Here is a 26,360-nt window from a genome sequence, read left to right as displayed (position 1 = left end):
AAAATGATCGGGTATCACTTTCTTTTGAAGAGAAGCCAAGTAAATTCAAAAATAGCGCAGAAACAACAAAAACGGTGTTAATCAATTTTTGTGACATATAAAGCTTCACCGTTCTCACCGCGTCGATCAATGCTGATAACAGCACATAAAACGAATGTTTAACGTGAAGGATAAAACGAGGTATCCATGGCCCATATCGTGGTATGTGCAGACGGCACCTGGAACCGTCCAGAAGAAGATCTGGAAAACGATTTTCCTACGAATGTGCTGCAGCTTGCCCGAGCGGTTAAGCCTGACGCGGGTGAGGTAAGGCAGCATGTGTTTTACGATTGGGGGCTAGGCTCTTATCACACCAGCCTTAGCGCAGGGGCCACCGGCGTTGGAATTCATAAAAACATCCTTGATGGTTACCGCTATATCATTCAGAACTATGCCCCTGGCGACATTATTTACCTGTTCGGCTTTAGCCGGGGTGCTTACACCGTGCGGGCGCTCAGCGGTTTGATTAACAACTGCGGCATCTTAAAGCGCGAAGATGCCCGGCTAATCTCCCAAGCCTGGAAAATATACAAAAGCCCAACCAAAACCAATCACCCGGCTGGCAAGGCAGCTTGTAAGTTTCGCGCCGATTACAGCCACGCTTCCCGCGATATACATTTCATTGGCGTATGGGACACCGTTGGCGCACTAGGCATTCCTTATAGCATCATGGGCCTGTTTGACAGCCACGATGAGTTCTACGACACCAAAATGGGGGCCAATGTAGCCATTGCACGCCACGCGCTCGCTATTGATGAAAAACGTGAAGACTTTTTGCCCACTATCTGGACACCTCGGCCCGGCGTAGACCTCAAGCAGGTGTGGTTTGCAGGCGTGCATGCGGATGTTGGCGGCTCCTATAAGCCAGACAAGAACGGCATCCAAGCTGCCGACACCCCGCTTGCGTGGATGCTGGATGAAGCCAACGCCGCAGGGTTAATCACCGAGCCGCATATTCGCGATCACCTAACCGATGGGGTGAAAGGGCACATTCACAACTCACGCAAGCATGTTTATCGTTTTAAGAAACCGTTAGATAGAGAATTAAAGCCCAAAGACCAATCCATGCTTATTCATCCCAGTGTCAAAGCCCGCTATGAGCGCGACGTCAGCTATCGTCCACCCGCATTGAAAGCACTGGTAGAGAAACATGGGTGGGAGAGCCTTAATGTGGGGGAATAAGGCGGGAGCTAAGTGAAGTGAAGGGACAGCAATGGGTTGAATTACGCTCAGGCGCCTGCATTCATAGAGAGAATGCAACTCACAAGGAGGCGTTATGACAACGTTAGTGATTGGTGCGAACGGACAGATTGGCAAGCAATTTTGCGAGCTAGCGCAGCAGGCGGGCACGTCTATCAAGGCGATGGTTCGCAGTGAAGAGCAAGCATTATGGTTTAATGATCACGGCATCGATACTGTAGTGGCTGACTTAGAAGGTGAGTTTGAACACGCCTTTGAAGGGTGCGATCAAGTGGTTTTCACGGCGGGCTCAGGCCCCCACACCGGACCGGACAAAACCCTAATGGTTGACCTTTTTGGTGCTATTCGTACCGCCGATATCGCCAAGCAAAAAGGTCTCTCTCGTTACATTATGATCAGCGCCATGCGCGCGGAACAGCCGCTGGAAGCGCCCGAGAAAATGCGCCCTTACATGGCCGCGAAATTTGCCGCAGATGCCCACTTGCGCAACAGTGGTGTTCCCTATGTCATTCTCAAGCCCGGCCGACTGACCGATGAAGCCGCCTCTCAGCAGTTTGCTAGTTCTATTGACGAGGCGGGCGATAACCAAATTTCTCGTGCTAATGTCGCTCATGCGCTATTACACGTAGTGCAAAGCCCCGATGTGGTTAATCAGGAATACCTACTGCTGGATGGTAAACGCTCGATTGAAGAGCTTATTGGTTAAATTGGTCTTATGAGTAAAAGATTGGCAGCCTTAGCTCCGATTGTGGGTATCTGAGGAAGCCTCGATTTGTTGCACTAGATCATGGTTGCGCAATACTTGCAGCGTTTCTGTTTCATTTATTGTGCTCAATACCCCCAACTCCCGCTTGAGCCACTCCGCCAGTGGCTCGCTGCGTCGGCTGTTGGCCTGGCTAGGCAGCCACAGACAGAGCCGGGCGGGGGTTTCGATACTTCCCCAGGGTGCGATGAGCCTGCCGCTCTTCAGGTCGTCTTCTACTAATAACCGCGGCGCAATAGCGATACCCAGACCCGCCACGGCCGCTTCCATCAAATAGTAAAGGTGATCGAACCCTTGGCTCTTGCTTAGCGCCCCTTCAAGTTGAGTCAGCTCAAGCCCCTTGGCACTGGCCCATTGCGGCCATGCCTGAGGGCGCGAGGCAGTGTATAAGAGTTTGTTCGCCAATAGCGTTGCCGGTTCGGCGGGGTCAATGTGTGCCGCCAACTGCGGGCTTGCCACCGCGCATATCTGCTCCACCATCAGCTCGAATACTTCCACCCCTATGGGCCAGGGCGGCTCGGAAAACGCCAAGGTGGCGCTGGCATCCGTTTGCGCGCCCGGCTGCTCGCTTTCACTCACCACGACTTTTAGTTTTAGTTCTGGCAGCTCATGGTGCAGGCGGTCCAGGCGAGGAATCAGCCAGCGCGCCAGCAGGCTGCCGGGGCAGGCAAGGGTAAAGGGCGCCTCTTCTACATCTCGTTTGAGTGCTGCGCAACTATTCTTGAGGCTGGTGAACGCTTCACCTACGCCGCTTTGTAGCTTTTCCCCATGTGGCGTAAGCGCAATGCCGCGGCCCATTTTGGTAAAGAGCGGAACGTTAAAATACTCATCCAAACTCTTTAACTGGCGGCTAACCGCGCCATGAGTAACGTTTAGCTCATCGGCAGCGGCGGTCACACTGCCCAAGCGAGCGGTGGCTTCAAAGGCGCGCAAGGCGCTAAGCGGTGGCATGCTGTGTTGCATGGGTATATCCCGTCCGACAGTTGACTAAAACTCACGTGTTTCTGACATCTTATCGATTTTTATCACCGCCTGCCTGCGCTACCTTCATCACAATCTTAAATTGCCCAGCTCAATCGCATTCAGAGGTCGTGATGAATAAACCAATGAATTTATCTTCAAGTTTGCCCAATGCCAACGGGCTCTTTGGCAGCTTCGGCGGTCGTTTCGTTGCCGAAACGCTGATGCCGCTGATCCTGGAGCTCCAAGACGAATATGCCACCGCAAAAAGCGATCCCGAATTCCAGCGCCAGTTAACCTACTTCCAGAATGATTACGTAGGGCGCCCCAGCCCGCTCTACTTCGCCGAACGGCTGACCGAGCATTTTGGTGGGGCCAGCATCTATTTAAAGCGTGAAGAGCTAAACCACACCGGCGCCCACAAGATTAACAACTGCATCGGCCAGGTGCTGCTGGCCAAGCAGATGGGCAAAAAACGCATCATCGCGGAAACCGGCGCCGGCATGCACGGCGTAGCCACGGCCACCGTGGCGGCGCGCTTTGGTTTATCCTGCGTGATCTACATGGGCACCACCGATATCGAACGCCAGCAGCCCAATGTATTCCGCATGAAGCTGCTGGGTGCAGAAGTGATCCCCGTCACCTCCGGCACCGGCACGTTAAAAGACGCCATGAACGAGGCGCTGCGCGACTGGGTCACCAACGTCGACGACACCTTCTATATCATCGGTACCGTGGCTGGGCCGCACCCATACCCCGCCATGGTGCGTGATTTCCAAGCCGTGATCGGCCACGAAACCCGCCGGCAGATGCTGGAAAAAGAAGGGCGCCTACCGGATTCGCTGGTGGCCTGTATTGGCGGCGGCTCAAACGCCATGGGGTTGTTTCATCCGTTTCTAGACGACCTGGAAGTGAAGATGATAGGCGTAGAAGCGGGTGGGAAGGGCGTAAAAAGCGGCCTGCACGCAGCCAGCTTAAATGGCGGCACCCCCGGCGTACTGCACGGCAACCGCACCTACTTGCTGCAAAATGAAGATGGCCAGATTATCGACGCCCACTCGATTTCAGCAGGGCTGGATTACCCCGGTATCGGCCCTGAACACGCATGGCTGCACGAGCAGGGGCGGGTAGAGTACGTCTCCGCGACTGATGACGAAGCACTGGAAGCGTTCCAGGTATGCTGCCGCCAGGAGGGCATCATCCCCGCCCTGGAAACCGCCCACGCACTGGCCGAAGTGGCCAAACGCGCGCCCACGCTGCCACGCGAGCACTTAATGGTGGTCAACCTAAGCGGCCGTGGCGACAAAGACATGATGAGCGTCGCCCATTACTTGGGTGACAAGTTCGGAGTCAAAAGCTAATGAGCGCAATCCAGGAGACTGTCATGAATAACACCTCTCGTCTTGAATACTGCTTTGCCGCGCTCAAGCAGCAAAATCGCCCGGCGCTGGTCAGCTACCTGACGGCTGGCGACCCGGACGCCGAAACCTCGCGTCGCCTGTTGCACGGGCTGCCTGCTGCGGGTGTAGACATCATCGAACTCGGCATGCCGTTTAGCGACCCCATGGCCGATGGCCCCGCCATTCAAAAAGCCGCCCTGCGTGCGCTGGGAAACGGCCAAACCCAAGCCAAGACGCTGGAAATGGTGCGCCGCTTCCGTGAAGAAAACAGCACCACGCCGATTGTGCTGATGGGCTACTACAACCCCATTTTCTGCTACGGCGTCGAGCGCTTTTTAACAGATGCCGCCCGCGCCGGAGTAGATGGCCTGATAGTGGTTGACCTTCCCCCCGAGCACGACGAAGAACTCTGCCAGCCAGCGGCCCGGCACGGCATCGATTTTATCCGCCTGGCCACACCAACCACCGATGCCAAGCGTTTGCCGAAAGTACTGGCCAACGCCTCCGGGTTTATCTACTACGTCTCGGTGGCAGGTGTGACTGGCGGCAGCGCACCTACGCCGGAGCGGCTGGAAGGCGCGGTTGGCCAACTGCGTGAACATACCGAACTCCCCATTGCTGTCGGCTTTGGCATCCGCACCGCCGAACAGGCCGCGACCATCGGCCGCTTCAGCGATGCGGTGGTAGTGGGCTCCGCGTTAGTCGACTGCATTGAACATGCCGTTACCGCTGACGAAGCCGTTGAGCGAGTACACACTCTCGTCAGCGAACTGGCCGAAAGCGTGAGGGCATGTCGAGAAGTGAGTGAGCCGCAAGCCTGTTGATATAGGCACAGTAAAGAGTGATAGGTTACAAGAGCAGGCCAACGCGCCTGCTCTTTTTATTATCCACCCTGCATAACTTTTAAAGCTGCTTAATGTAGCTTGGATTTCTAACTATCATTTTTTAATTTTTTGGCTTCAGCCAGTACTCCGCTTGGTAATCACCGCTATTCCAACTAGGGTCAATAGAGTTTTATTCGAGCTGATGCATTTCCCTATTGCATGCTTTAGCAGGGATAGCACCCACGTCTTAGGCCATGTGCCAAGAATGGATTCACGACGATTACTTATTGGGGATTACTATGAAGCCCGACAACACTTTTGACCCTACTCGCCGCCAAGTAGTGGGTGGTCTTGCTACCGGTATGGCTGCTGCGATGGCCGCCCCCGCGTTTGCCCAGTCATCATCTTCTTCATCTTCATCGCCGTCTGGCAATGCTGGTAATACTTCAAACACCTATGACGCAGGAGGCCCCATCTGGCAAATGCAGGACCCCAGAGACAAGTACCCTGAACCACCGTTTCCTCGCCAGCCGTTAGAGTGGCCAGGGCTTGCCAGTGAGATGACGCCCCGCCCAGACCACGGCGAAGAAAGTTATCGGGGCAGTGGCCGGTTAGTGGGAAGAAAGGCGCTTATCACCGGTGGGGACTCCGGTATTGGCCGTGCAGCGGCGATTGCCTATGCCCGCGAAGGCGCTGATGTGGCCATTAATTATCTGCCAGCGGAAGAGTCAGACGCCCAAGAAGTCATTCAATTGATTGAAGCGGAAGGGCGTAACGCGGTGGCTATCCCTGGTGATCTTCGCGATGCCTCGTTCTGCAGTGAGCTGGTAGAGCAGGCGGTACAGCAATTAGGTGGTCTGGATATCTTGGTCAACAACGCTGCTCGGCAGCAGTGGAAACCGTCGATTATGGAGATTAGTCACGAAGACTTCGACGATACGATGAAGACCAATCTGTATGCCATGTATTGGATTACTCAGGCGGCAATACCGCACATGGAGCCTGGGTCTGTGATTATTAACACCACGTCGGTGGTGGCCTACGATCCGCCTAAAATCCTACTCGATTACTCAATGACCAAAGCGGCGATCGTCGCGTTCACCAAAGCGTTGGCAAAGCAGGTCGCCGAGCAAGGCATTCGGGTCAATGGTGTTGCGCCCGGGCCGTTCTGGACCCCGCTTCAGCCCAGCGGTGGCCAGCCCCAAGACGCAGTGGAAACCTTTGGCGAAAGCACGCCGCTTGGCCGCCCAGGCCAGCCGGTAGAGCTGGCCGGTACATACGTACTGCTAGCGTCGCCAGAATCAAGCTATACCACCGGCAATATACACGGCGCGGGCGGTGGCGCTGGTGATCCCTAAGTTGTCCTGAACGTTGTTCTCGTTATTTTTCTAAGCTGTTCTAGCTATTTATTAAAATAGCCGCGCGGGGTCTGACATTCATTTGTTCAGGCCCCGTTTCGTTTTGAATTGCGCCTCCCTATTACGTACGCCAGTTGGCGTTTGCGCACGAAAGAGATTGGTTCTTTGAGAGGTAAGTCATTGGCTGATTTTTTGAACTAAGCATTAAATTTTTCGTTATATGAGCCGATATACCAACGCGACTGGTAACAGAATGCGCCTTGATTGAGCTCATGTTGATACTCAGCATGATTCCATTCTGGCCTACTCGTTGCTGAGAGCAGCGGGCTTCTACGAGATAACCTCCATGCTATTGATGAATCGAAGCGTTAAACTTCGGCTTGCAGTGAGTTTAAGTGTATGTATTTTAATGTTAATCATTGTTGGTGCTATCGGTCTTTATAGCCTCAGCAAAACGAACGATGCTCTCAACAGTACCTATGAAGGGAACGTGCTTACACTGGGAAACCTGAGTAAGATCAACCAAGCGTTGCTCAGTAACCGAGTAAAGATAACCGCTGAACAGCGTGATCGTAATCCGGCATCTGCCCTGACGACAAAACAAGAGGTCGCTGAGAACGACGCTATTATCGACGCTGCGTGGGCGGATTATTTTCCTAATCGTGTGTCCAGCAATGAAGAGCGCGCAATCGCCGAGAGATTCATCTCGTCGCTGGCTAGCTTGCGTGCCGGCATTGAAGATATCAACACGGCAATGATCGACAACGACTTTGATGCCGCAAGAGTCATTGCCACCACCACCCTTCGTGCCGCATATCCCCAAGTTCTAACGGCGATGCAGGAACTGATAGACCGTAATAGCGTTCAAGCCGACAACGCTAACCAAGACTCCCTGAACGACTATTACTGGACACGCAACTTTATTATGAGCGTGATGGCCATCGCCGTCATCTTTGGCATCCTGCTCGCGATATGGTTGATACGAGGAATCATGACGCCACTGGCCAAGGCGCAAGAACTCGCCAATGCCATGGCCCAGGGCAGACTAGACAACGACATTGATATCACCTCCAAGGATGAGTTTGGTGACATGCTAAGCGCGTTGAAGGCGATGGAAGCCAAATTCTCTCAAGTGGTGATGTCCGTTCGCAATAACGCTGAGTCCGTGAATGTCGCCGCCGATGAAATTGTCTTGGGAACGGATGATCTCAGTCGCCGTACCCAGGAGCAGGCCGCAAACATTGAACAAACAGCGGCATCGATGGATGAAATCACCTCGACCGTGCGTCAGAACGCCGACAACGCCGCCGAAGCTGACAAGCTCGTACACGATGTCAGCCAGCAGGCAAATGCCGGAGGAGAGATTGCCGGGCAAGCCATTGAAGCGATGGAGGGTATCAATGCCTCAAGCCGCAAGATTGCCGGTATCGTCGGGTTGATCGATGAGATCGCTTTCCAAACAAACTTGCTGGCGCTGAATGCCTCGGTTGAGGCCGCTCGAGCGGGTGAGCAAGGCCGTGGGTTTGCGGTAGTCGCCAATGAAGTACGCAACCTGGCTGGGCGCAGTGCCGATGCCGCCAAAGACATCAAAAAGCTTGTTGAAGAAAGTATTCATCAAGTGGACAACGGTTCGAGCCTGGTTAACCGAGCGGGTAAATCACTTGAGGATATCGTCACGGGGGTGCAGCGCGTGACGGTACTCATGGGAGAGATCGCCACCGCTAGCCGAGAGCAGTCGCAAGGGATTGAGCAAGTCAATACGGCTGTGTCGCAGATGGACAGCGTCACCCAGCAAAATGCCAGTCTGGTAGAAGAGTCCAGTGCGGCAGGCCGTTCACTGCAAGGCCAAGCAGCGTCATTATTAAAAGAGGTGTCGTTCTTCAAAGGCACGCCTAGTAGCACCGACCAGCGCGCACTCCCCTTGGCGGTAAAACGTAACGATACTCGACCACAAGTCAGTCAACGTCCGTCCACCCATGTCATTGGCGGCAAAAAAGACGCCGAGCAGTGGACCTCTTTTTAAACGCTAGCAGCAATAAAAAGCGCCCTCCGGGGCGCTTTTTTATGAGCAACCAGCCACTACTGAAAAACGTAGCGCAGGGCTGGCAACGCTAATTAGCTAAAGAGGTAAGCGGTAACCAAACATGCTCAACCCCAATCGATAACGCCACGGCAATCAGCAACCCTGCCATCAGCCAATTGAAGCGCTTAACGATGATGGGGTTCTTAATCCGTTGGCCGACTAAGCTGCCAATCATCAGGTAACTACCGGGCGCACCTTCCACTAGTATCGCCAAGCGTTACCCATGCCGCCCCCTCCTGATTAGTCACATCACCTCGAAACACAGCCCTAGCTTATGCCGGTAGTGCCACGGATGCTTTTACATCATTGCTCATCGACTGTGCAATGATGGCCTATCGATAGTGAACACCACCAAGGGTTCGGCATGAAAAAGCTCTTTTCACTGATGATTGTGCTGGCGTTGACCGGCTGCGCCGCCATGGAACCGTATGAGGAGCGTGACGTCCAGCGCGACGCCGGTCTGGCCATCCAGGAGGTCTACGAGCGGGCTCTGCCGACGCTGTCCGAGAACAAGCAGCGTCACTTTGCCCAGCGGCTCTACCGCCTGACGGGCGAGCAGCGCTGGCGGGCCCTCAATTATGTTTACAGCGAGCGTCTATTGGCGCGACTCGAGAAGGACATCGTCGGCCTGGCCGAGCCCGGGTACGCGGCTGCCCGCAGCCGGGCGATTATTGTTGCCGACTACTCGCAGCTCACGACCAAGCAGCGAGCCCGGCGCGCCATGCTGGGGGAGTGGGGGGAGATCGCCTTCGCTCGCGGGCTGCTGTTCCGACTGGTCCAGGCCGAGTATCACGGCTTGCTACCGGCCCTTGAGGACCAAGAGCGGGCGCTGGGCTACCTGGCTAAGATCGATTGGGCGGCCTTCCTGACCGACCCGGCGGTAATCGGGATCTATGCCGCCCAGGTGGCCAACCAGGCGTACTTCCTGCACCAACTTGGCGTGATGGACCTGCGCCGGGAGGTGGAGGCAGCCTTCCGACGCCACTACCCGCCTGATCGAGTCGCCGGGCTCGACGATGCCGAGTACCGTAACTGGCTCTATGGTCTGACCCACTTCGTCATCGCTGACAGCCGTTACTACCAGCGGAAGGTGGACCCGGAGGTGCACGCTTGGGTGCTGGAAGCGCTGGAGCGGGAGACGGCCGATATCCTGGCCCGGGCCACGGCCGACATCCAAGCCGAGGTGGCATTGGCCTTCCTGCTGGCTGGCCGCGAGGACCACCCACTGGTGGGCCGGGTACGTGAGGCGCTGGTGGCGGCGGTGGACCCGGCCAGCGGCATCATCCCCTCGGCCACGGGGGAAAAGGGACTGGCGGGTGGTGAACACCGCAATGTTCTTGCGATCATGGTGTTGCGCTGGCCGGGCCGCCTGCATCCCGGCCCCGACCTCTCGGACGCGCTTGGCGGGCGCTCAGCCGAATAGGTTGGAACGCCTGATTTTGGTTCGCAGGTGTTTACTGCTTTTTACACCCCGCGGAGAGAGCAAGCATGACCAGTGCATGCATGATGCTGCCGTGGCGCGTTAATGGAATGTGGAAGGCGCGAGACGTTTTCGCATAATAGTAATGAGGCAGGGCCGTGGTTCGTGCGGTAATGGCTGCGCCCAATTAAAACATGCGGTGGGGGCATTATTTATAGAAGTAGGCTTCAGCTCAAGACAGCATAAGCTCCCACTTTAAGGCGGCCAACGCCAATCGTGGTTTATATTGCTAGGGCGAAATGAAAAGAGGGGCATTAAACGGGGAAGCCGTGATGGCTACCATCGGGAAGCTCAATGTCCACACGGACGCGGCCGCCCAACGCCTCAACATAGCGTTTAAGGGAGCTAAGGCGCATATCCTGGCCAACCTTTTCAAGCCCCGCTACGGTTGGCTGCTTAACGCCCATCGCATCCGCAATTTCGGACTGCGTTTTTTCTGCCAATAGACGAATCTCAGCTAGCCTGATTTCAAACAGCATGTCGCTCGCCTTCGCTTCTGCTGCGGCGACAATCTCTGGCTTCTCTTTTGCCAGTAAGTCTTCCAGTGTGCGTGCCATGGTGATCACCTCACTTTAACGTTTCCAGGTGAGCCGCATACTCTCTGTCGGCGACTGGAATCATTTCATCGTAAAAACGCTTTTCATTCCCGCCTTTATCACCGGCACATAAAATGATGCCGGTGCGCGTTGGGTCAAACGCAAAGAATGCCCTAATAGGGCGGCCAAAGCTCTGTACGCGCAGCTCTTTCATATTGGGAAACTGCGAGCCGTTTACCGTATCAGCATGCGGTCGTGAGAGCATCGGGCCCCTTTCTCGTAAAAGAAGAAGAGAAGCCAGGACATTCTCCCGGTCAGCTTCTTCAAGCGAGAAAAACCACGTTTCAAAGGTATCTGTCTGCTCTATTGACCACATGAGTGCCTCATCGTTTTATAGGTTTTATGCTATATAGGCTTTAACCTATTAGCAAGGTTTTTTAAGGGTTCGGTGGGTGCTTTAGCTACCAGTTACCTACGCGCTCAATCTGAGCCGACTTTAATCCGTGACAATCTCAGCCTCCGATTAGCGGGTGAGGTGCTTTAAGATAAACAATAGAGCAAGCGCACCCATAGCACGTAGCGACAGTGCCATGCTGTGCTTACTTCAAATTTAAAGGAGCCTTATGCCCGCCACCGAGCCAAACGACCAGAATGCCCCACGTTTTAATACCCCTGCAGGAGACGTGATCGGCTGGCGTGACCGTGGCGTTATACGTGCCACGGGCATCCGCTATGCGCGTACCCAGCGCTTCTGCGCTCCAATTGATGAACCGCCATCGACAACGCCCATCCAGGCCACCGAGTGGTCGCCAGCATCGCCGCAAAACACTATCCCCGAGCTGAATGAAGCACTAGGCGTTACCGAACAGGAGTTTCACTCTGTTGAGGGTGAGCTGCATTTGTCGGTGACCGTGCCGGATAGCCCCGCCACGGCGCCTCGCCCGGTAATGGTATGGATTCACGGCGGCTCTTATGTGTTTGGCGCTGGCGATCTCTCGGTATTCGATGTGCGCCCGCTCGCGCTTGAACAGAATGTCATCGTGGTGGCCGTGAACTATCGACTCGGCCTGCTGGGCTTTTTGGGCGGCTACGCCAACCGTCCTGCCAACCTGGGGCTGTTGGATCTTATTTCGGCGCTGCGCTGGGTTAATACCAACATCGCGGCCATGGGAGGCGACCCTAACAACGTTACTTTGTTTGGTCATTCTGCCGGGGGCGATGCGGCAGCTCATTTGATGATTGCTGACGGCACCGAGGGGCTTTTTCAGCGTGCCATCATCCAGAGCGCGCCGCTGGGCATTAGCCGTGGTCGGGCGAAAATGAATACTAAGATGGGCGAAGTAGCTGCCACCGTAAAAGATGATGCCCCCCTGGATGAGATTTTGCGAACACAGTCCCAAGTGGCGGAAGCCGCAAAGGGTTTTGGGCTAAAGTCGGCCATGCCGTTTGGCACTCAGTATGGCCACTATCCACTGCCTGCTGAATCCGATATTGATGCTGCCTGGCGCTGCGTTGCGCCTAAATATGATGTATTTATTGGCACCACCGCAGAGGAGACCGCGCTGTTTGTGGTGATGTCACCAAAGCTGATGCGCATCCGACAGCTTCCTTTCGTGGGTGAGCAGGCCTCCAGGGCGATGGTGGCTGCCACGACGAACAAGGTATACAAACGTGATGCGCTCACGTTTGCACGCCGCCATGCGAAAGCGAAAGGTAACGCCTACGTTTACCGGCTGGACTGGGGCAAGGGCCGCTACCCGTTTGGCGCCGCACACACGATCGAACTTCCGCTGCTGCTGGCTGAGCCAGCCAACTGGCAGTATGCCGACTTGGTAAAAGACGTGGACGACGCCACCCTGCTTGAGCACGGCCAGCGCCTGCGTGCCCTATGGGCCGATTTTGCAAGAGATGGGCAGCTACCGCCCACCGGCCAGCTTGAACCGCAAATAGTGAAGTGGTGGCAGGCCAGCTAGCGCTCGCTCATACTTTTATTGATTAGGCGCTACGGCTAGTCTGAATTTTGGCGTGCCGAGCAACCATCTCGTTCGTCCCAACCGACAGTCATTCATTGAGCAACTACACGTTTAATGAATTTGCTTAGAGTGTCGGTTCAATATGTTGATCTGTGAATATTTGTTTTAACTTTTTGAAAATATTGAAGTGTCAGGCAGCTGTCGTGTTTATGACGTTACGCTAAGTGCATGTCGGGCTATAGAGTAATTCTCAGAACAGCAGAAAGGGGTCAATGATGATTGTTAGAAAACTTAGGTTACAGCGAGGTTGGTCTCAAGACCAGTTGTCCCAACTCAGCGGATTAAGTGTAAGAACCATCCAGCGAATTGAGGGAGGACAAAAGCCGGGGCTTGAGTCTCTTAAATCGTTGGCTGCTGTATTTGAAATTAACGTCGCAGACCTTGAGAGGGAGCCCGACATGAACAATGAGATACAAGTAACAGATAATGAAAAAGCCGTTTTAGAACAAGTAAGAGCGATCAAGGATTTTTATACGCACCTCACTTCTTATGTATTGGTTATTACAGTGATATTTATTATTAACTTTGTGACTGGTACAGGCTATATGTGGGCATGGTGGCCGGCCATGGGGTGGGGGGTAGGGATTATCAGCCATGGTTTAAGTGCCTTTGAAGTGTTGAATTTTTTTGGCCCAGACTGGGAGAAAAAGCAAATTGAAAAAAGGCTAGGAAGAAAGCTGTAACCTATATCCTCCTAGACATTAACAGGGCTAAATCATACGCCCTTTATGGTTTTGATTCGGGGGAAGGTCAGCCTAACGCTTCCTTTAATGTCGAAAGAAGACTTGATCCGCTATAAGACAATGCTCTTAAGGCCAGTCGATATCGACGATATTCGCGCCATAAATTAGTCGCCTTCTTCTCTACTGCTAGTGTTAAACAACCGGCACAGTACCACCATCAATCACATACTCCGTTCCCGTAATGGTAGCCGCCAGCGGTGACGCCAGAAACGCAATCAAGTTGGCCACTTCTGCAGGCTTTGAAGGGCGGCCAATCGGGATGCCGCCTAGCGAATTCATGATGATCTGCTTGCCGCCTGCGTAATCAGTACCGGCCTCGTGGGCAAGGCGCTCGGCCAGTGCAACGGCGGCTTCCGTCTCGATCCAGCCCGGCGACACGCGAACCACGCGCACCCCTTTAAGCGACACCTCCTTGGACAAGCTTTTGCTATAGGTGGATAGCGCCGCTTTGGCCGCCGCGTAAGCCGTCGTCGACTCGGGCAGGGGCAGCTCACATTGAATGGAAGTCACGTGGATAATGACGCCTTCACCCTGGGCCAGCATGCCGGGCAGCAGGGCGCGGTCCAGCCGCACGGCAGGAAACAGATTGAGATCAAGCTCGCGCTGCCACACCGCCTCACCAAGGGCTGCGAAGCCGCCGCCGGGCGCGGATGAGCCACCCAGCACATGCACGATAATATCCACGCCGCCCAAACGTTCGTTGACCGTATCGACCACCGTGGCGCAGCCTTCGGTCGTCGTCAGGTCAGCAGCAACAAACAGCGCATCTGGCAGGTCGGTGGGGCGGGTGCGGGCGGCTGTCAGTACCTGCGCGCCTTCCTCGCGAAAGAGGGCCACCGTGGCCGCGCCAACCCCTTTGCTGCCCCCGGTGATCAATACGCGTCGTCCGTTTAAGTTCAGGTCCATTAGTGGATCTCCAATGACTGGATTTGCGACTCAGCAAGCTGGAAAGCGTGGTCCAGTTGCACCGGGCTGCCGGGGAAGTTGCCGGTCACGGTGGCGGTAACCACCATCGTGTTGCCTTGTTGGGAAACACTGACCGGCTCGACGCGATACTCAATCTTCTCGCGGGTAGCGCGCATCCACGCTTGAATAGCGGGTCGCCCGCGGTGCGTCTCGCCTTCGTCGAACACGCAGGCATCGTGGGTAAAGCATTCCGCAATATGGCTAACATCCGCCCCGTTGCTGATGCGGAAATAAGTGCTGATCGCGTCTGGCAGTGACAAACTCATGATGGTCATCTCTCGCAAGGGTTAATATGCGAGAATCTTCTGCCTAGACTGACGCGTTAACAAGAACGCACAAAAAGGTAAGTGGCTTACCCATGAGAAAGATTTATACGCCCGCTACCGCCGCAAGCGATGTGGAAAATGTATTAAAAATGCTGGAAGGGCGCTGGAAGCTCATTATTCTCTTTCATCTCTTCGATGGAAAAGTGCAGCGCTACTCCGATTTCGAAAAGCTCATCCCAGACATCTCCCAGAAAATGCTCGCTCAACAGCTGCGCCAACTGGAAGCGGATGGCATCGTGGCCCGCAAAGTCTATCCCCAGGTGCCGCCGAAAGTGGAGTATCGCCTCACCGACTGGGGGCAAGCACTCTGCCCGGCGCTGGATGCCTTGCTGAAATGGGCTGAGCAGAAGGAGCACTTCAGTCACCCAGCCGAACAGAACGATCAAGATACCGCCGCCACCCAATGAGAGCCACCTGATGCACTACCGCACCATGACCATCAACGATTACGAAGCCGCCATTGCCTTATGGAGCGAAAGTGAGGGCGTGCGGATTCGCGACGCTGATTCGCGGCAAGGCATCGAGAAATACCTGCTGCGCAACCCCGGCCTGAGCTTTGTGGCAGAAGTAGAAGGAGATCTGGTGGGCACGATCATGGCGGGCCACGATGGCAAGCGCGGCTATGTTCAGCACTTATCGGTAGCGGATTCTCACCGCCGTTTAGGCATTGCTACACGACTGGTAAGTCTCTGCCTGGAAGCGCTGGAGAGTGAAGGCATCCTGAAATCACACCTGATGATTCTTCCCGAGAATAAAGCCGCCCAGAAATTCTGGGCCAACCAGGGCTGGGCCTACCGATCCGATATTCTGCTCTATTCGTTTGTGAATGGGGATGATCCGAACGTTTAGCTGCAGCGCTAGTGCAACAGACATAACGACAATCATGCCTTATACACACCTCTCTGATCAGTGCGCTGAGCCTCACCAAACCCCACCCGCGTCGCGTAATGTTTCTGCGAAGCTTGCGAGGGCGGGGCTCAATGGCACCTCTGCTTAGCTGCCCACATACCCTCCCTGGCTCTAAAGATGTCCATCCCTCCTTACTGACAGATATGGCTAACAAAAGTGGAGACTGGTGGTTGTCGCGCAAGCGTCTCCGGGCAAATGACGCTCAGTTTTTTGGCAAGCCCCGCATCACTGACCGGGATGGCACACAAAGTGCCCGCACGGATCTCCTCTTCGACGCAAGCCGCCAGCACCAGTGAGACGCCAAGGCCGGCTTTGACAGCCTGCTTAACCGCTTCAGTACTGCCCAGCTGCATCGAAACATTCGGGAACGGCCCTTTGTCGCCGAAGAAATTCGCCAGCAACCGGCCAGTACCTGTTCCGGGTTCACCGCCCAGCAGGCTCATTCCTGCGAGGGTTGTCCGGTCTATTTCATGCCATTCCGCATAGGGGTGCTCGGGCGAAGTAATTAACACCACGGGCTCCTGTCGCCAATCCACTGCCTGGAAACCGGGTTTCGGGTGCCACCACTCCATCACCGCAATATCCAGCTCGCCGCTGGTCACTTGTCTGGCAATGTTGGGGTTGTTATCGATCACCAGATCCAACTCAGGTGCCGCCGGGATGTTTTTGAACGAGCGCACGTAGGGTTGGAGCATGTAAATACCGATGTTGGAGCTTGCCCCGACGCGCAAACGGGTACCGCTGACGACCTCCCGAGCGCGCTCCTCCAATCGCAGCATGCTAAGTGCAAGCGGCATCAGCGCCAGGGCTGCTTTGGTGGGCTCGCAACCCGTTTTGCTACGGCGTATTAACAAGGCGCCTAGCTGTTCTTCGAGCTTTTGAATATGCAGCGAAAGCGTGGGTTGCGCGATACCGAGGGCTTGGGCGGCGGCCTGAAAACGTCGGTACTGAACCAGGGTGGTAAAACTTTTCAACCAGACCAAGTTCAGCATGGAGTCTCCTCAGCGATGATGGGTGAATTAGCCGCATCCTGAGGGCGTTCTCCTTGTAACGCTTGTAGGATATTGTCGGCAGCCCGCTGCTCGATCATTAACCGCACATCCTGAACCGCAGAGCCGATGTGCGCAGTGAATAGCGTGTTTGGGTGGGCCCGCAATTCGGGGCAAATCTCCTGCGGACGGTCCTCCCTTGCCCAATCTTCCATTTCAAAAACATCCGCTGCGTAGCCGCCCAACTGACCGGACGCTAGTGCTTCCAAAACGGCAGCTTCGTCTACGACCGAGCCCCGGCATGGATTGACCAGAAAAGCGCCTGGTTTCATCAACGCCAAGCGCGCAGCATTGATGGTATGCAGGGTTTGTTTAGTGAGCGGCAAGGCCAGAATGACAATATCGGATTGCGCAAGAAGCTCCTCAAGCGTCTTGCGCGTCACGCCTAGCGCCTCCTCATCAGCGACGGGCAAGGCGTCTGGTTGAGAATAGAGCAAGGTGGCGCCCCAACCCTTGAGCCGTGTTGCCACTGCCTGGCCGATGGGGCCCATGCCGACGATACCCATGGTCGCGCCGGCAATCCCCAACCCATAAAACATGGGCTGCCACCCCCTAAACTGGCCGGAACGCACATACTCGTCGGCCACCCGAACATGGCGGATAAGGCCAATGGTTAGCCCGATGGTTAGTTCAGCCGTTGGCACCGTCAGTAGATCCGGCACGAAGGTCAGCCAAACACCACGAAGCGTACACGCCTCCACATCGAAATTATCGTAACCCTTCAGGGCGGCGCCGATGACTTTCAGGTGGGGGCAGCCCGCTAGAAACTCCTCGCTCACCTGGTCCGGCATAAACACCATCATGGCGTCTGCGGTTGCCGCGTGGGCTTTTACCTCGGCGGCGGGCAAGGTAGTGGCTGACTGGTTGGTGATCACTTCACAGCGCTGTTCCAGCTTTGCCAACACGCTGTTATGTACCCGGTGGGTAATGAAAACCCTTGGTTTCATGCGAATTCCTTACTTGAATTTCTTACGAAGATAGCCGCTCAGGCTATCCACCATGGTTACCATGGCGAGTATGACGATCAGGATGGCGCTGACTTCCTGGTACTGCATGACGCGTAAAGAGCCCATTAGCTCGAAGCCGATCCCGCCGGCCCCCACCATGCCCATCACCGTAGAGGCGCGGAAGTTGTATTCCCAGCGGTAGATAGAGACATCGGCAAACTGCGGAAGCACCTGCGGGAGCACCGCGTGCCAGTGAACCTGTAACCGCGTTGCGCCAGCGGCATCGGCGGCTTCCACCGGGGCAGGGTCGACATGCTCGATTGCTTCAGCAAAGAATTTACCCACCATGCCGATGGAATGAAGGCCGAGCGCAAGCACGCCCGGCAAGGCGCCAAACCCCACGGCAGCAACGAAGATAATGCCCATAATCAACTCGGGCACCGATCGCAGAGCGTTTAGCATCGTGCGGGTCACATGGAAAACCATGGGGTGGGGCGAGGTATTACGAGCGGCCAGAAACGCCAGGGGTACCGAAGCGGTGACCGCTATCGCCGTACCGGCAATGCTCATGGCGAGGGTATCGACCAACGGCGCTATCCAATCCATGGCGTTAGTAAAGTCGGGCGGTAGTGATTCTCCCAGTAGGGTCGCGATGGCAGGCACCCCGTTGGCCAGGGTGCGAAAATCCAGCAGATCCACGTACCAACTCGCCAGGAGTACCACTGCCAACACCGAGCCAGCCTGGAAGAGCTTGCTCCGCCAACCGCGCGCGTGTTCGTCCAACACGGCGTCAGGAGAAAGCGATGAAAGGGCCCGTGGCGCTGTTTTGGATTGATTCATCATGCCCCCTTACATCTTGGCGAAGTCAAGATTGAGCAGACTACCCATTTCCCGGATCACATCGTAATCGGAATCAGTGATAGCGGCGAAACCTTCGGCTTTTAGGTTGTCCAGAATCTCTTCATCATCGATGCTGATGAAAGCATTCTGGATCTGCTGCTTGAGTTCAGGGTCCAGGTTGGAGCGCATCGCCCAGGGATACTGAGGAAACTCCCCGCTGTGGCCCAACACCCTAACCTGGTTGCGATCAATCAGGCCGCGATCCATTACGTGCTCAAAGATCACTTCCGAAAGCCCGCCTGCATCCGCATTACCATTGGCCACGTTTACCGCCACGGCATCATGGGTACCAACGAAGTGGGCTTCATAGTCCTCGCCTGCGTCCAGCCCCGCCGATTCAAGCAGCACGGTTTTGGGAATCAAGTGGCTTGATGTGGAGGCACGATCGCCATAGGCCATTTTCATGCCTTCGATATCCGCATAGGACTCAATGCCGGAATCAACATTGGCAATGATGATGGAGCGGTAGGTGGGCTTGCCATCTACAATCATGGCGGCAAAGGGTTCGATCTCGCTTTTGCTTCTTGCCATGACATAAGAGAGCGGGCCGAAGTAGGCGAGGTCGATGCGACCAAAGCGCATGGCTTCGATCATGGAGGAGTAATCCGTGGTAACGATTAACTCAATTTCCTTGCCAAGGGTACTTTCAAGATACTCTTTCAAGGGCTCGTTGCGTTTGATCAGCTCAGAAGCATTTTCATCAGGGAGTAGCGCGACTTTTAACAGATCCGGGTTTGGATCAGCGTCCGCCGCCAAGGCCGGCATGACGATTCCAATCATAAGACTGAGGGCGAAGAATAAGCTGAATAGCGGTTTCATTGGGCAATCTCCAGTTTTATCGGGGAAGGATGTGTGGATGGAAGTTTGGGTTCGGTGCTCTCAGCGGTGTCGGTCACAGCCCCGGCCGCGCCGTGGTAGATCTCGTTCAAGTGGCGTTGCTGTAACTGTGAAGGGGCCGCATCAAAAACGATCTGGGCATTCGCTAACCCGATAATGCGGTCAGCAAACCGCTGGGCGTACTCCAGCTGGTGCAGCGAAATAATGGCGGTAATACCATCCTCACGGCATATATCCCGCAGTAACGTAAGCACTCGCTCAGAGGTTGCCGGGTCAAGGCTAGCCACTGGCTCATCCGCCAAGATCATGGCGGGCTGCTGCGCCAAGGCACGCGCAATACCCACTCTTTGCTGCTGCCCGCCGGAGAGTTGATCGACCCGAGTAAGCGCTTTTTCGGCCATGCCGACGCGGTCCAGGCAGTGCAGGGCAAGCTCCTGTTCCTGCCGGGGGAGCGGAAACAAACTGCGCCAGGTGCTGTGGTAAGCAAGCCGACCGGTCAGCACATTCTGGAGCGCCGTATGGCGTTCAATGAGCTGATGGTGCTGGAAAACCATGGCGGTTTTGCACCGATGGCGGCGTACCGTAGAACGGGTTTCGAGCGCACCTAGCTCGGCCGAGATCACTTTGCCGGTGCTGGGCACCACCAAGTGGTTGAGGGAACGCAGTAATGTCGATTTACCCGCACCGGAAAGGCCGAGTAGTACCGTAAACTCCCCTTTGTGGAAATCGACGGTGGTGGGGCGGAGTGCGAGGACATTCCCAGGATAGGTCACCCCCATTTTCTCGATGCGGAGCATTAAGTCAGAGGATTGAACAGGCTCCATTGGATCACCTTCTGCAATGTATAAGCTCACTTGATTGTGACTTACAATGCAACGGTAGCCCGCCTAAGTGACAAAGCTGTGTCGTTCAGGTGATAAGTTAATGACCATCCAGGGAGCGCAGGTAGTCAGTCAAACGGCTCAGATAACGCTTCTCTAGACCAACATCGGCACAAAATGAGGCCTACCAGGGCTGGGCCTACCAATCCGCTATTCTGTTTAATTCGTACGTGAAGGGTGATAACCAGAATATCTAACCAAGCTGCGCCTCAATCGCGGTTTTATCAACTGCCGACCAGACCTCCCTAATCTTGCCATCACTAAGCAGGTAGAACGCGTGCTCGCAAAACGTCACTTTTTTGCCATCTACCGCAAGGCCGAGGAAACTACCTTTGGGGGTGACATCGAATCGCAGCCTGCATGCGATATGCGGTGAATCAACGGCCAGCAGCTCAATATTGAAGTGAAGATCCGGTATCTGCTCGTAATCGGCTTCCAACATGGCGCGATAACCATTAACGCCTAGGCGCCTGCCGTTGTGGTGGGCATCGTTATGCACGAACTGGCCAAGGTTTATCCAGTCCTGATTGTTGAGGCAGGTGATGTAATCACGGTAGGTCGCTTCCAGGTCACGTTTGTTCATCCTGGTTCTCCTTTCTTGGGCTGGCATGAAGGCATTCGCCACGATGCCCCTGGCTCAGTATCATTATCAGCCTAAACCAAACCACAGAAGTCATCACTCATGCCGTGCCCACCTTGCCCAAACTGCCAATCTGAATTTGTCTATCAAGATCAACGCCTGTTCATCTGCCCAGAATGCGCCCACGAATGGAACCCGGATGAGACTGCGGTCGAAGACACCGTGACGGTAAAAGATGCCCACGGCACGCTGCTAGCGGAAGGCGATAAGGTAACGATGATCAAAGACCTCAAGGTCAAAGGCAGCTCACTGGTACTCAAGGTAGGCACCAAAGCCGTGATCAAGCGATTAATGGACAGCAAGGATCACCAACTAGACTGTAAGGTCGACGGCGTCGGCGACATGATGGTGACCGCCCATTTTGTGAAAAAAGCCTAAATAAGCCCAGGATTCTTCTTGCCACCTAACGACTCCGTCAGCAATAACCATCCATCAAGGAGATACGAATGAAAGCCATCGTGTTTGACGTATTTGGCACTATTGTTGATTGGCGCTCCAGCTTGATTCATCAGTTCAGGGGGCTTGAGAAAGAACGGGGGATTGATCTACCCAGTGAAGAACTGGCTGATCAATGGCGGCAGCTTTATGCCCCTTCCATGGACAGGGTACGCAGAGGGGAAATCCCCTGGACGGTATTAGACGACCTGCATCGAGAAAGCCTGGTCAAACTACTCGATCAACAGGGGATTGCGCTAGACGAAGCGACCATTGATCGCGTCAATCACTTTTGGCACCAATTAGAACCCTGGCCGGATGTGCCACAGGGCCTACAACGCCTGAAAGAGCACGCCATCATCGCCACGCTGACCAACGGTAATGTCTCATTAATGGTCGATGTCGCCCGTCACGCCAAGCTACCGTGGGATATGATTTTTTGCGCCGAGTTATTCGAGCATTACAAGCCTGACCCTGAGGTTTATTTAGGGGCTTGCCGCCTGCTACGCCTCCCGCCGGAAGAGGTAATGCTATGCGCAGCGCATAATGCTGACCTGCGTGCGGCCCGTGCATTGGGAATGAAAACGGCCTTTATACCCCGGCGTACTGAGTATGGCCCCCACCAGAGCAAAGATTTAGAAGCAGAAGAAGCGTGGGATTTTGTGGCTGAAGACCTTGTCGAGCTAAGTGAGCAGCTAAGGAGATAACAATGGAACTCTACCTAAATGCAACCTCGCCCTACGCGCGCCTGGTGCGCATCGTGTTACTGGAAAAAGGCCTGGCTGATGCCGTCACGCTGAAGTGGTGCGACCCTTGGGCAGACGATGCCGATCTGTTAAAAGCCAACCCCGCCGGGCGCATTCCCGCGCTGGTAACGGAGGAGGGCACCACGCTTAGCGAATCCATGCTGATTGCCGTTTACCTGGATAGCGTAAGCCCCAACCCGCCAATGCTGCCAGCCGCCAGCCTGGGGGATGTGCTGCACTTGGTGGGGCTGGGCCAAAACCTGATGGATGCCGCGTTCACGACCGTGATTGCCAGAAAGCACTATGGCAAAGAGATTGACGAGAGCGAGCTGGGCCAGCGGCGTTCGCGAGCCATTCAGAGGCTGCTGAAACAGCTGAACAGTGAGTTTGGGGGAAAACAGCAGGCCGCAGCCATCAACTTGGGCGACATCGCCATTACGGTGGCGCTGGATTACCTAGTCTTTAGGCTGCCAGAGGTGAACTGGAAAGAAGAGTATCCCCAGTTGCAGGTTTGGCATTCTGGTGTGACTGCACGTGCTAGTTTTCAGGAGACTGCATTCGTTTAGTAGAGCCGCCACCAATAAACTTACTACCTTCATCGCCTCGCTACTGCGGGGCGTTTTCGTGGTGGCGTCAACCCCATCCTGATATTCAAAATAGGCAGATTTTAGCCGTACTGTTTTGCATTAGCCTAGGGCAGTGGTAGGACGTAATGGGGCTGAGTATGATCCATATCATCCTCGTAGCCTAAAGTTTAATGAATTAAACATGGGGTTCAACGAACTTAGCTGATAGTCTTAAATGACTAGAGCGATAAATCGCCGCAGGGACAAACTAATGCAAAATGCCTCACGCATCGAGCTTCATCCTACTAACCAACACGTGCAGTTGCATGTTGTTGGAAAGCTGCTTGCCGGCTCCATCGAAGCCCTCGAATTACGCGATCGCACTACCTGCCACGGCACTATTTTTCACGTAAAGGCGTGCGAATGAATTTGTTTACCCTTTCCGAAACGACCACCCACTTCACGTTTGAAAGGCATACAAATGATATATCGCTATTATCTGTAGTTACTAAAAAAGCTTATAGAAGAAATATAAACGCCAGCGGTAATGCTCGCGGTTGTTGGTAATAGTTGAAGTGGTAGGTGCCTAATAATATAAGGAGAGAATCATGGCGTTGAATTATAGGAATCTAGATGAGAGCACTCGTTCACAAATGGTTGAAGAGATTGATCGTGATATTGAGGGCGGAACGCTCTATATAAGCCCAAGATTAAATGATGAGGGAGTTCAGCAGTGGCCGTCAATACTTAAAGAGGCGGCAAGATTTCACGACGATGCTTGGCTAGCGGACAACTTATTAGAACTTAGAATCTTGAGAAGTCATGAAGAGCGTAAAAAACCGAAGGGTGGAACAACGATTGCAAAAATCCCTGTAACAGCCAACGAAACACTTGCAGAGGGTGAGTTCAATCGATTCTATGCACGAGGGGTTTGCCAACGCGCAATCAAAGAGAAAAAAGGGGCTGTATTGGTATATCGGGCCCGTCACTCTAATAATCCACGGTCAGAATCAGTGGTTATGGAAGGAAAATTTTTCGATCCCAATGTGCTGCTCAATGATATTCGATCGTCACCTGGGGTCGAAACTGCGTTAGGTATGCCACCTGGCCCTAATTCTGGTTTATCTATTGCTTTACCGTAGGCTGGATAGTGTTCAGTTAAAAGTTACAAGGCGCGTGGCTTCGATAAGCGTTAGCCAATCGCGGACGCGGGTGGTGCCGGTGTAGACCTGCTCCCGGATGAGGATGGGTGGGGCGTTTGCGGTAGCAGTAGTGCGGTGTGCTGAAACTCCGAACCTTGCTTTTTTGTGTACCGTAATGTCGAACACTGTTTCTACTGCTTGTGCTGCACCTAGCGGTGGCTGGGTACAAAACTGATAGATGTCGCGACTATAACTATGATAGCCAAAAGCATTTTGGCAACAAGATGGATGAGAGCAAGCTTAGCGGCGTTCGCAGACATACAGCGGTTATTGAAACAGGTGAGCATTGAGCTTGATGAAAAACAACAAGCTTGACTCATCAATCTCGGTGATAGCGCCACTATAGTGGCGCTGTTTTATCTCGGCTGTAGGCTGTCAGAAGTGGAATATCAGAAGCTTAGATTATGGTATGCTGGAGTTACAACATGATTACAATTTAGTTAGATAGCATCCGTATAAAAAGAATTACAGTTAGATATTCACAATTTTTAAACATATGTTTATCTTGAAGTTATATTTTCATTTTGCAATATTATGCTTGAGGGATATTTATGCTAGATGATATTAAATTAGAAGACGCTATTAGATTAAGTTTTCCAATAGCTGAAAAAATTTATAACGAAAAAATAAAACCTATCGTAACTTCACAGGTCACAAACTATTTTAAAGATAAAATAGATAAAAGAAGTTTTGAGAAAGAGTCAGTGAAGTATATTGCATGGGCAGCTGGGAAATGCTCCACTATTAATACTATCGCTTATCCAAATACGCCTAAAAAATTAGAAGATATATATGTTCCATTAACTATAAAAAGTGAAGATGATGTTGAAATAGTTGTTGATGATGAAGCAATTTTGTTTGAAAGCAACAGTAAGTTTTTGGTTAATGATTCTGCTGGCATGGGTAAATCTACCCTATCAAAAAAGATTTTTATTAATGTTTTAAAAAAAGGGAAATATATACCTGTTTTTATAGAGTTGAGACAGCTTGAAAAAAAACCTATATCAGAGCAAATTGCTTTAAAGTTTGGGCTTAAAGAAAATTTTTCAAAAGATTTAATCAAAGACCTTCCTTTGGTTTATTTATTCGATGGCTTGGATGAAGTCTCAGTAGATAATAAAGAGTATATCATAAAAGAGCTGAGGGTTTTTATAGATCAGTTGAGCGATCCTAAAATTCTTATTACTTCAAGAAAAGAATCTTATCTTTCAGATTTTTATGATTTTACTCGATACGAAATAAATTCCTTAAGTGAAAAAGAAGCTTTTTCACTAATATCAAAATACGATCCTAAGAGTGATGTTTCAAAAAAATTGATATCGGGCATTCAGCAGAGTAGGGATGAGGGACTTAAAGAATTTTTATCAACTCCTCTTTATGTTTCACTTTTGTTTTGTGCATACAGACATAAAACCGTCATTCCGCAAAAAAAACATTTGTTTTATTCCCAAGTATACGAAGCTTTATTTGAGGCACATGATTTAAGTAAAGAAGTTGGGTTTGTTAGACCAAAATTTTCTAAATTAGATTCTTCTGAGTTTCATTTTCTATTAAGAAGGCTAGGTTTCTGGTGTCTAAAGAATGGTGGAAAAATTGAATTCCAAAAAGATGAGTTAGAGATAGTTGTAAGTGATATAATTTCAAAAGCTAATGGGGTTAAAACTAGTGCCGTTAATTTTGTTAAAGACCTAACAACAACAGTTCCTCTTTTTATTAAAGAGGGTAGTAGTATCAGGTGGTCTCATAAGTCATTAATGGAATACTTTTCTTCGATGTTTATTTGCAATGATATAAAGGAAAATCAGAAAGTAATATTATTGCATTTTTATCATTCTAATAATTGGTCGACCTATAGAAACGTTTTTGAACTTTGTTCTGACATTGATTTTAGTTCAATGCGTGCCTCTGTTGTTAAAGAAGTGCTAAGTGATTTTGTTGAGTATCATAATAATAATTATATGGATATTGCTAATAAAAGGATAAGTTTTTTAGAAGTGGAAAAAAGAAAAAGCTTTTCTTTTGTTCGTAAGTTAGGTTTTAAAGTGGTTGCTGACAAAGATTATTTGCTTAACGATGAAAATTTTGATGACAAAGGTAAAGATATAGATGTGGTAAAAGAGGAGTGTGATGAAAGTAATAATGAAGTTCAACAGTTTTTTTCAATAGGTCGAAATAATGAATACTTAATTCACTGTATTATGGTGAGTAATCGCGAAAGCATGATCGTAGATATCTTGAGTCATAAATGTCCCGATCTTTTTATGAAGAATAAGAAAAGTAGAGGGGGGGAAGTCTCATTTAGAGAAGTTTTGTCTAAACCTTCTATTAAAAAGAATAAGTTATATGTTGTTAAAGATAATCCTAAGTTTATTATTAACAACTCTGTTTATTTTAAAGCAATAAATGAAATGCTTTCAATCTTTGGCCAAAAAGCGCTTGATTATAAAAAAGTTATTTTAGAGCTGAAAAGTATTGAGTTTGATTCCAGTAATGGAGTTGATGAATTGATCGGTGATTTGCTTTAATTATTGTTATAT

The 26,360-nt window shown here is 52.4% G+C and carries 29 protein-coding genes; 17 read left to right on the top strand and 12 right to left on the bottom strand.

All coding sequences use genetic code 11. The features are described 5' to 3' along the window. The first annotated feature begins 186 nt into the window (after positions 1 to 186). On the top strand, positions 187 to 1,221 hold the full coding sequence (locus ACW44H_RS13270) for a DUF2235 domain-containing protein (protein ID WP_457504964.1): 1,035 nt from the start codon (positions 187 to 189) through the stop codon (positions 1,219 to 1,221). Positions 1,222 to 1,315: 94 nt separating this feature from the next. Continuing rightward, positions 1,316 to 1,945, top strand: coding sequence for an SDR family oxidoreductase (locus tag ACW44H_RS13265; RefSeq protein WP_457504962.1), 630 nt, complete (start codon positions 1,316 to 1,318; stop codon positions 1,943 to 1,945). Positions 1,946 to 1,975: 30 nt separating this feature from the next. On the opposite strand, the gene ACW44H_RS13260 is transcribed toward ACW44H_RS13265, so the two are convergent. Further along, entirely contained in the window at positions 1,976 to 2,965 is a 990-nt protein-coding gene (locus ACW44H_RS13260; protein WP_457504960.1) for a LysR family transcriptional regulator, read from the bottom strand. Positions 2,966 to 3,096: 131 nt separating this feature from the next. On the opposite strand from ACW44H_RS13260, the gene trpB reads away from it, so the two are divergent. From trpB to ACW44H_RS13240, 4 genes are all read left to right on the top strand, one after another. After that, complete coding sequence (gene trpB / locus ACW44H_RS13255; protein WP_457504958.1) at positions 3,097 to 4,323, top strand: tryptophan synthase subunit beta; 1,227 nt, start codon at positions 3,097 to 3,099, stop codon at positions 4,321 to 4,323. A gap of 23 nt (positions 4,324 to 4,346) precedes the next feature. After that, the gene (gene trpA, locus ACW44H_RS13250) at positions 4,347 to 5,186 is read left to right on the top strand and encodes a tryptophan synthase subunit alpha (RefSeq protein WP_457504957.1); all 840 of its coding nucleotides are present in this window, start codon (positions 4,347 to 4,349) and stop codon (positions 5,184 to 5,186) included. A 299-nt stretch (positions 5,187 to 5,485) separates the two neighbouring features. After that, the gene (locus ACW44H_RS13245) at positions 5,486 to 6,544 is read left to right on the top strand and encodes an SDR family oxidoreductase (RefSeq protein ID WP_457504955.1); all 1,059 of its coding nucleotides are present in this window, start codon (positions 5,486 to 5,488) and stop codon (positions 6,542 to 6,544) included. Positions 6,545 to 6,890: 346 nt separating this feature from the next. Then, positions 6,891 to 8,567: a methyl-accepting chemotaxis protein gene (locus ACW44H_RS13240; protein WP_457504954.1), complete on the top strand. Its 1,677-nt coding sequence runs from the start codon at positions 6,891 to 6,893 to the stop codon at positions 8,565 to 8,567. An 88-nt stretch (positions 8,568 to 8,655) separates the two neighbouring features. Here ACW44H_RS13240 and ACW44H_RS13235 read toward each other — a convergent pair whose 3' ends face one another. Then, positions 8,656 to 8,841: a hypothetical protein gene (locus ACW44H_RS13235; protein WP_457504953.1), complete on the bottom strand. Its 186-nt coding sequence runs from the start codon at positions 8,839 to 8,841 to the stop codon at positions 8,656 to 8,658. Between the two features lie 150 nt (positions 8,842 to 8,991). On the opposite strand from ACW44H_RS13235, the gene ACW44H_RS13230 reads away from it, so the two are divergent. After that, the gene (locus tag ACW44H_RS13230) at positions 8,992 to 10,050 is read left to right on the top strand and encodes a DUF3541 domain-containing protein (protein WP_457504952.1); all 1,059 of its coding nucleotides are present in this window, start codon (positions 8,992 to 8,994) and stop codon (positions 10,048 to 10,050) included. 311 nt (positions 10,051 to 10,361) lie between these two features. Here ACW44H_RS13230 and ACW44H_RS13225 read toward each other — a convergent pair whose 3' ends face one another. Then, positions 10,362 to 10,664 carry a helix-turn-helix domain-containing protein gene (locus tag ACW44H_RS13225; protein ID WP_113269985.1) on the bottom strand — a complete coding sequence of 101 codons (303 nt, stop codon included), beginning with the start codon at positions 10,662 to 10,664 and terminating at the stop codon, positions 10,362 to 10,364. A gap of 10 nt (positions 10,665 to 10,674) precedes the next feature. Continuing rightward, positions 10,675 to 11,019: a type II toxin-antitoxin system RelE/ParE family toxin gene (locus ACW44H_RS13220; RefSeq protein ID WP_113269986.1), complete on the bottom strand. Its 345-nt coding sequence runs from the start codon at positions 11,017 to 11,019 to the stop codon at positions 10,675 to 10,677. Positions 11,020 to 11,266: 247 nt separating this feature from the next. On the opposite strand from ACW44H_RS13220, the gene ACW44H_RS13215 reads away from it, so the two are divergent. After that, the gene (locus ACW44H_RS13215) at positions 11,267 to 12,616 is read left to right on the top strand and encodes a carboxylesterase family protein (RefSeq protein WP_457504951.1); all 1,350 of its coding nucleotides are present in this window, start codon (positions 11,267 to 11,269) and stop codon (positions 12,614 to 12,616) included. A gap of 275 nt (positions 12,617 to 12,891) precedes the next feature. Continuing rightward, positions 12,892 to 13,359 (top strand): 2TM domain-containing protein, encoded by a 468-nt coding sequence (locus ACW44H_RS13210; RefSeq protein ID WP_457504950.1) that lies wholly within the window; start codon positions 12,892 to 12,894, stop codon positions 13,357 to 13,359. Between the two features lie 192 nt (positions 13,360 to 13,551). Here ACW44H_RS13210 and ACW44H_RS13205 read toward each other — a convergent pair whose 3' ends face one another. Both ACW44H_RS13205 and ACW44H_RS13200 read right to left on the bottom strand, forming a co-directional pair. Beyond that, positions 13,552 to 14,325, bottom strand: a complete 774-nt coding sequence (locus ACW44H_RS13205; RefSeq protein ID WP_457504948.1) for an SDR family oxidoreductase — start codon at positions 14,323 to 14,325, stop codon at positions 13,552 to 13,554. Next, positions 14,325 to 14,651 (bottom strand): nuclear transport factor 2 family protein, encoded by a 327-nt coding sequence (locus ACW44H_RS13200; RefSeq protein WP_457504947.1) that lies wholly within the window; start codon positions 14,649 to 14,651, stop codon positions 14,325 to 14,327. The genes ACW44H_RS13205 and ACW44H_RS13200 overlap by 1 nt, the downstream gene beginning before the upstream one ends. Positions 14,652 to 14,743: 92 nt before the next feature. Between ACW44H_RS13200 and ACW44H_RS13195 the strand changes: the two genes are divergently transcribed. Both ACW44H_RS13195 and ACW44H_RS13190 read left to right on the top strand, forming a co-directional pair. Further along, positions 14,744 to 15,118, top strand: a complete 375-nt coding sequence (locus ACW44H_RS13195) for a winged helix-turn-helix transcriptional regulator (protein WP_457504945.1) — start codon at positions 14,744 to 14,746, stop codon at positions 15,116 to 15,118. Positions 15,119 to 15,128: 10 nt separating this feature from the next. Further along, positions 15,129 to 15,560 carry a GNAT family N-acetyltransferase gene (locus ACW44H_RS13190; protein ID WP_457504943.1) on the top strand — a complete coding sequence of 144 codons (432 nt, stop codon included), beginning with the start codon at positions 15,129 to 15,131 and terminating at the stop codon, positions 15,558 to 15,560. A 191-nt stretch (positions 15,561 to 15,751) separates the two neighbouring features. Here the strand turns inward: ACW44H_RS13190 and ACW44H_RS13185 are convergent, their stop codons facing one another. The 6 genes from ACW44H_RS13185 to ACW44H_RS13160 form a co-directional block, all read right to left on the bottom strand. After that, positions 15,752 to 16,612, bottom strand: a complete 861-nt coding sequence (locus ACW44H_RS13185; RefSeq protein WP_457504941.1) for a LysR family transcriptional regulator — start codon at positions 16,610 to 16,612, stop codon at positions 15,752 to 15,754. Next, positions 16,606 to 17,616 carry a phosphonate dehydrogenase gene (locus ACW44H_RS13180; RefSeq protein WP_457504940.1) on the bottom strand — a complete coding sequence of 337 codons (1,011 nt, stop codon included), beginning with the start codon at positions 17,614 to 17,616 and terminating at the stop codon, positions 16,606 to 16,608. Before ACW44H_RS13180 ends, ACW44H_RS13185 begins: the two co-directional genes overlap by 7 nt. 9 nt (positions 17,617 to 17,625) lie before the next feature. Further along, a complete protein-coding gene (gene phnE / locus ACW44H_RS13175) occupies positions 17,626 to 18,456 on the bottom strand; it encodes a phosphonate ABC transporter, permease protein PhnE (RefSeq protein ID WP_457504938.1) in 831 nt (276 codons plus the stop codon). Between the two features lie 9 nt (positions 18,457 to 18,465). After that, positions 18,466 to 19,335 (bottom strand): phosphate/phosphite/phosphonate ABC transporter substrate-binding protein, encoded by an 870-nt coding sequence (gene phnD, locus ACW44H_RS13170; protein WP_457504936.1) that lies wholly within the window; start codon positions 19,333 to 19,335, stop codon positions 18,466 to 18,468. Further along, positions 19,332 to 20,177: a phosphonate ABC transporter ATP-binding protein gene (phnC, locus tag ACW44H_RS13165; RefSeq protein ID WP_457504935.1), complete on the bottom strand. Its 846-nt coding sequence runs from the start codon at positions 20,175 to 20,177 to the stop codon at positions 19,332 to 19,334. The genes phnD and phnC overlap by 4 nt, the downstream gene beginning before the upstream one ends. 250 nt (positions 20,178 to 20,427) lie before the next feature. Further along, positions 20,428 to 20,817, bottom strand: a complete 390-nt coding sequence (locus tag ACW44H_RS13160) for an ester cyclase (protein ID WP_457504934.1) — start codon at positions 20,815 to 20,817, stop codon at positions 20,428 to 20,430. 99 nt (positions 20,818 to 20,916) lie between these two features. Here ACW44H_RS13160 and ACW44H_RS13155 point away from each other — a divergent pair, with 99 nt between their 5' ends. From ACW44H_RS13155 to ACW44H_RS13130, 6 genes are all read left to right on the top strand, one after another. Continuing rightward, positions 20,917 to 21,252: a zinc ribbon domain-containing protein YjdM gene (locus tag ACW44H_RS13155; protein ID WP_457504933.1), complete on the top strand. Its 336-nt coding sequence runs from the start codon at positions 20,917 to 20,919 to the stop codon at positions 21,250 to 21,252. Between the two features lie 68 nt (positions 21,253 to 21,320). Next, positions 21,321 to 22,016, top strand: a complete 696-nt coding sequence (locus tag ACW44H_RS13150) for a haloacid dehalogenase type II (protein WP_457504932.1) — start codon at positions 21,321 to 21,323, stop codon at positions 22,014 to 22,016. Positions 22,017 to 22,018: 2 nt separating this feature from the next. After that, on the top strand, positions 22,019 to 22,621 hold the full coding sequence (locus tag ACW44H_RS13145) for a glutathione S-transferase N-terminal domain-containing protein (RefSeq protein WP_457504931.1): 603 nt from the start codon (positions 22,019 to 22,021) through the stop codon (positions 22,619 to 22,621). Positions 22,622 to 22,892: 271 nt separating this feature from the next. Next, positions 22,893 to 23,048, top strand: a complete 156-nt coding sequence (locus tag ACW44H_RS13140) for a hypothetical protein (RefSeq protein ID WP_457504930.1) — start codon at positions 22,893 to 22,895, stop codon at positions 23,046 to 23,048. A gap of 181 nt (positions 23,049 to 23,229) precedes the next feature. Continuing rightward, complete coding sequence (locus ACW44H_RS13135) at positions 23,230 to 23,763, top strand: hypothetical protein (RefSeq protein WP_457504929.1); 534 nt, start codon at positions 23,230 to 23,232, stop codon at positions 23,761 to 23,763. A gap of 611 nt (positions 23,764 to 24,374) precedes the next feature. Next, entirely contained in the window at positions 24,375 to 26,348 is a 1,974-nt protein-coding gene (locus ACW44H_RS13130) for an NACHT domain-containing protein (protein WP_457504927.1), read from the top strand. Positions 26,349 to 26,360: the final 12 nt, after the last annotated feature.

It is taken from the genome of Vreelandella sulfidaeris Esulfide1, assembly GCF_054072535.1.
This window is presented reverse-complemented; position numbering and strand designations above follow the sequence as displayed.

Coding starts and splice junctions, on each gene's coding strand:
- ACW44H_RS13210 (WP_457504950.1), top strand. CDS start 12,892: ATGATTGTTAGAAAACTTAGGTTACAGCGAGGTTGGTCTCAAGACCAG.
- ACW44H_RS13140 (WP_457504930.1), top strand. CDS start 22,893: ATGCAAAATGCCTCACGCATCGAGCTTCATCCTACTAACCAACACGTG.
- ACW44H_RS13200 (WP_457504947.1), bottom strand. CDS start 14,651: ATGAGTTTGTCACTGCCAGACGCGATCAGCACTTATTTCCGCATCAGC.
- ACW44H_RS13215 (WP_457504951.1), top strand. CDS start 11,267: ATGCCCGCCACCGAGCCAAACGACCAGAATGCCCCACGTTTTAATACC.
- ACW44H_RS13150 (WP_457504932.1), top strand. CDS start 21,321: ATGAAAGCCATCGTGTTTGACGTATTTGGCACTATTGTTGATTGGCGC.
- ACW44H_RS13185 (WP_457504941.1), bottom strand. CDS start 16,612: ATGCTGAACTTGGTCTGGTTGAAAAGTTTTACCACCCTGGTTCAGTAC.
- phnD (WP_457504936.1), bottom strand. CDS start 19,335: ATGAAACCGCTATTCAGCTTATTCTTCGCCCTCAGTCTTATGATTGGA.
- ACW44H_RS13260 (WP_457504960.1), bottom strand. CDS start 2,965: ATGCAACACAGCATGCCACCGCTTAGCGCCTTGCGCGCCTTTGAAGCC.
- ACW44H_RS13265 (WP_457504962.1), top strand. CDS start 1,316: ATGACAACGTTAGTGATTGGTGCGAACGGACAGATTGGCAAGCAATTT.
- ACW44H_RS13245 (WP_457504955.1), top strand. CDS start 5,486: ATGAAGCCCGACAACACTTTTGACCCTACTCGCCGCCAAGTAGTGGGT.
- trpB (WP_457504958.1), top strand. CDS start 3,097: ATGAATAAACCAATGAATTTATCTTCAAGTTTGCCCAATGCCAACGGG.
- ACW44H_RS13270 (WP_457504964.1), top strand. CDS start 187: ATGGCCCATATCGTGGTATGTGCAGACGGCACCTGGAACCGTCCAGAA.
- phnE (WP_457504938.1), bottom strand. CDS start 18,456: ATGAATCAATCCAAAACAGCGCCACGGGCCCTTTCATCGCTTTCTCCT.
- ACW44H_RS13180 (WP_457504940.1), bottom strand. CDS start 17,616: ATGAAACCAAGGGTTTTCATTACCCACCGGGTACATAACAGCGTGTTG.
- ACW44H_RS13160 (WP_457504934.1), bottom strand. CDS start 20,817: ATGAACAAACGTGACCTGGAAGCGACCTACCGTGATTACATCACCTGC.
- ACW44H_RS13230 (WP_457504952.1), top strand. CDS start 8,992: ATGAAAAAGCTCTTTTCACTGATGATTGTGCTGGCGTTGACCGGCTGC.
- ACW44H_RS13130 (WP_457504927.1), top strand. CDS start 24,375: ATGCTAGATGATATTAAATTAGAAGACGCTATTAGATTAAGTTTTCCA.
- ACW44H_RS13195 (WP_457504945.1), top strand. CDS start 14,744: ATGAGAAAGATTTATACGCCCGCTACCGCCGCAAGCGATGTGGAAAAT.
- ACW44H_RS13190 (WP_457504943.1), top strand. CDS start 15,129: ATGCACTACCGCACCATGACCATCAACGATTACGAAGCCGCCATTGCC.
- ACW44H_RS13135 (WP_457504929.1), top strand. CDS start 23,230: ATGGCGTTGAATTATAGGAATCTAGATGAGAGCACTCGTTCACAAATG.
- ACW44H_RS13145 (WP_457504931.1), top strand. CDS start 22,019: ATGGAACTCTACCTAAATGCAACCTCGCCCTACGCGCGCCTGGTGCGC.
- ACW44H_RS13220 (WP_113269986.1), bottom strand. CDS start 11,019: ATGTGGTCAATAGAGCAGACAGATACCTTTGAAACGTGGTTTTTCTCG.
- ACW44H_RS13155 (WP_457504933.1), top strand. CDS start 20,917: ATGCCGTGCCCACCTTGCCCAAACTGCCAATCTGAATTTGTCTATCAA.
- ACW44H_RS13240 (WP_457504954.1), top strand. CDS start 6,891: ATGCTATTGATGAATCGAAGCGTTAAACTTCGGCTTGCAGTGAGTTTA.
- ACW44H_RS13205 (WP_457504948.1), bottom strand. CDS start 14,325: ATGGACCTGAACTTAAACGGACGACGCGTATTGATCACCGGGGGCAGC.
- ACW44H_RS13225 (WP_113269985.1), bottom strand. CDS start 10,664: ATGGCACGCACACTGGAAGACTTACTGGCAAAAGAGAAGCCAGAGATT.
- trpA (WP_457504957.1), top strand. CDS start 4,347: ATGAATAACACCTCTCGTCTTGAATACTGCTTTGCCGCGCTCAAGCAG.
- phnC (WP_457504935.1), bottom strand. CDS start 20,177: ATGGAGCCTGTTCAATCCTCTGACTTAATGCTCCGCATCGAGAAAATG.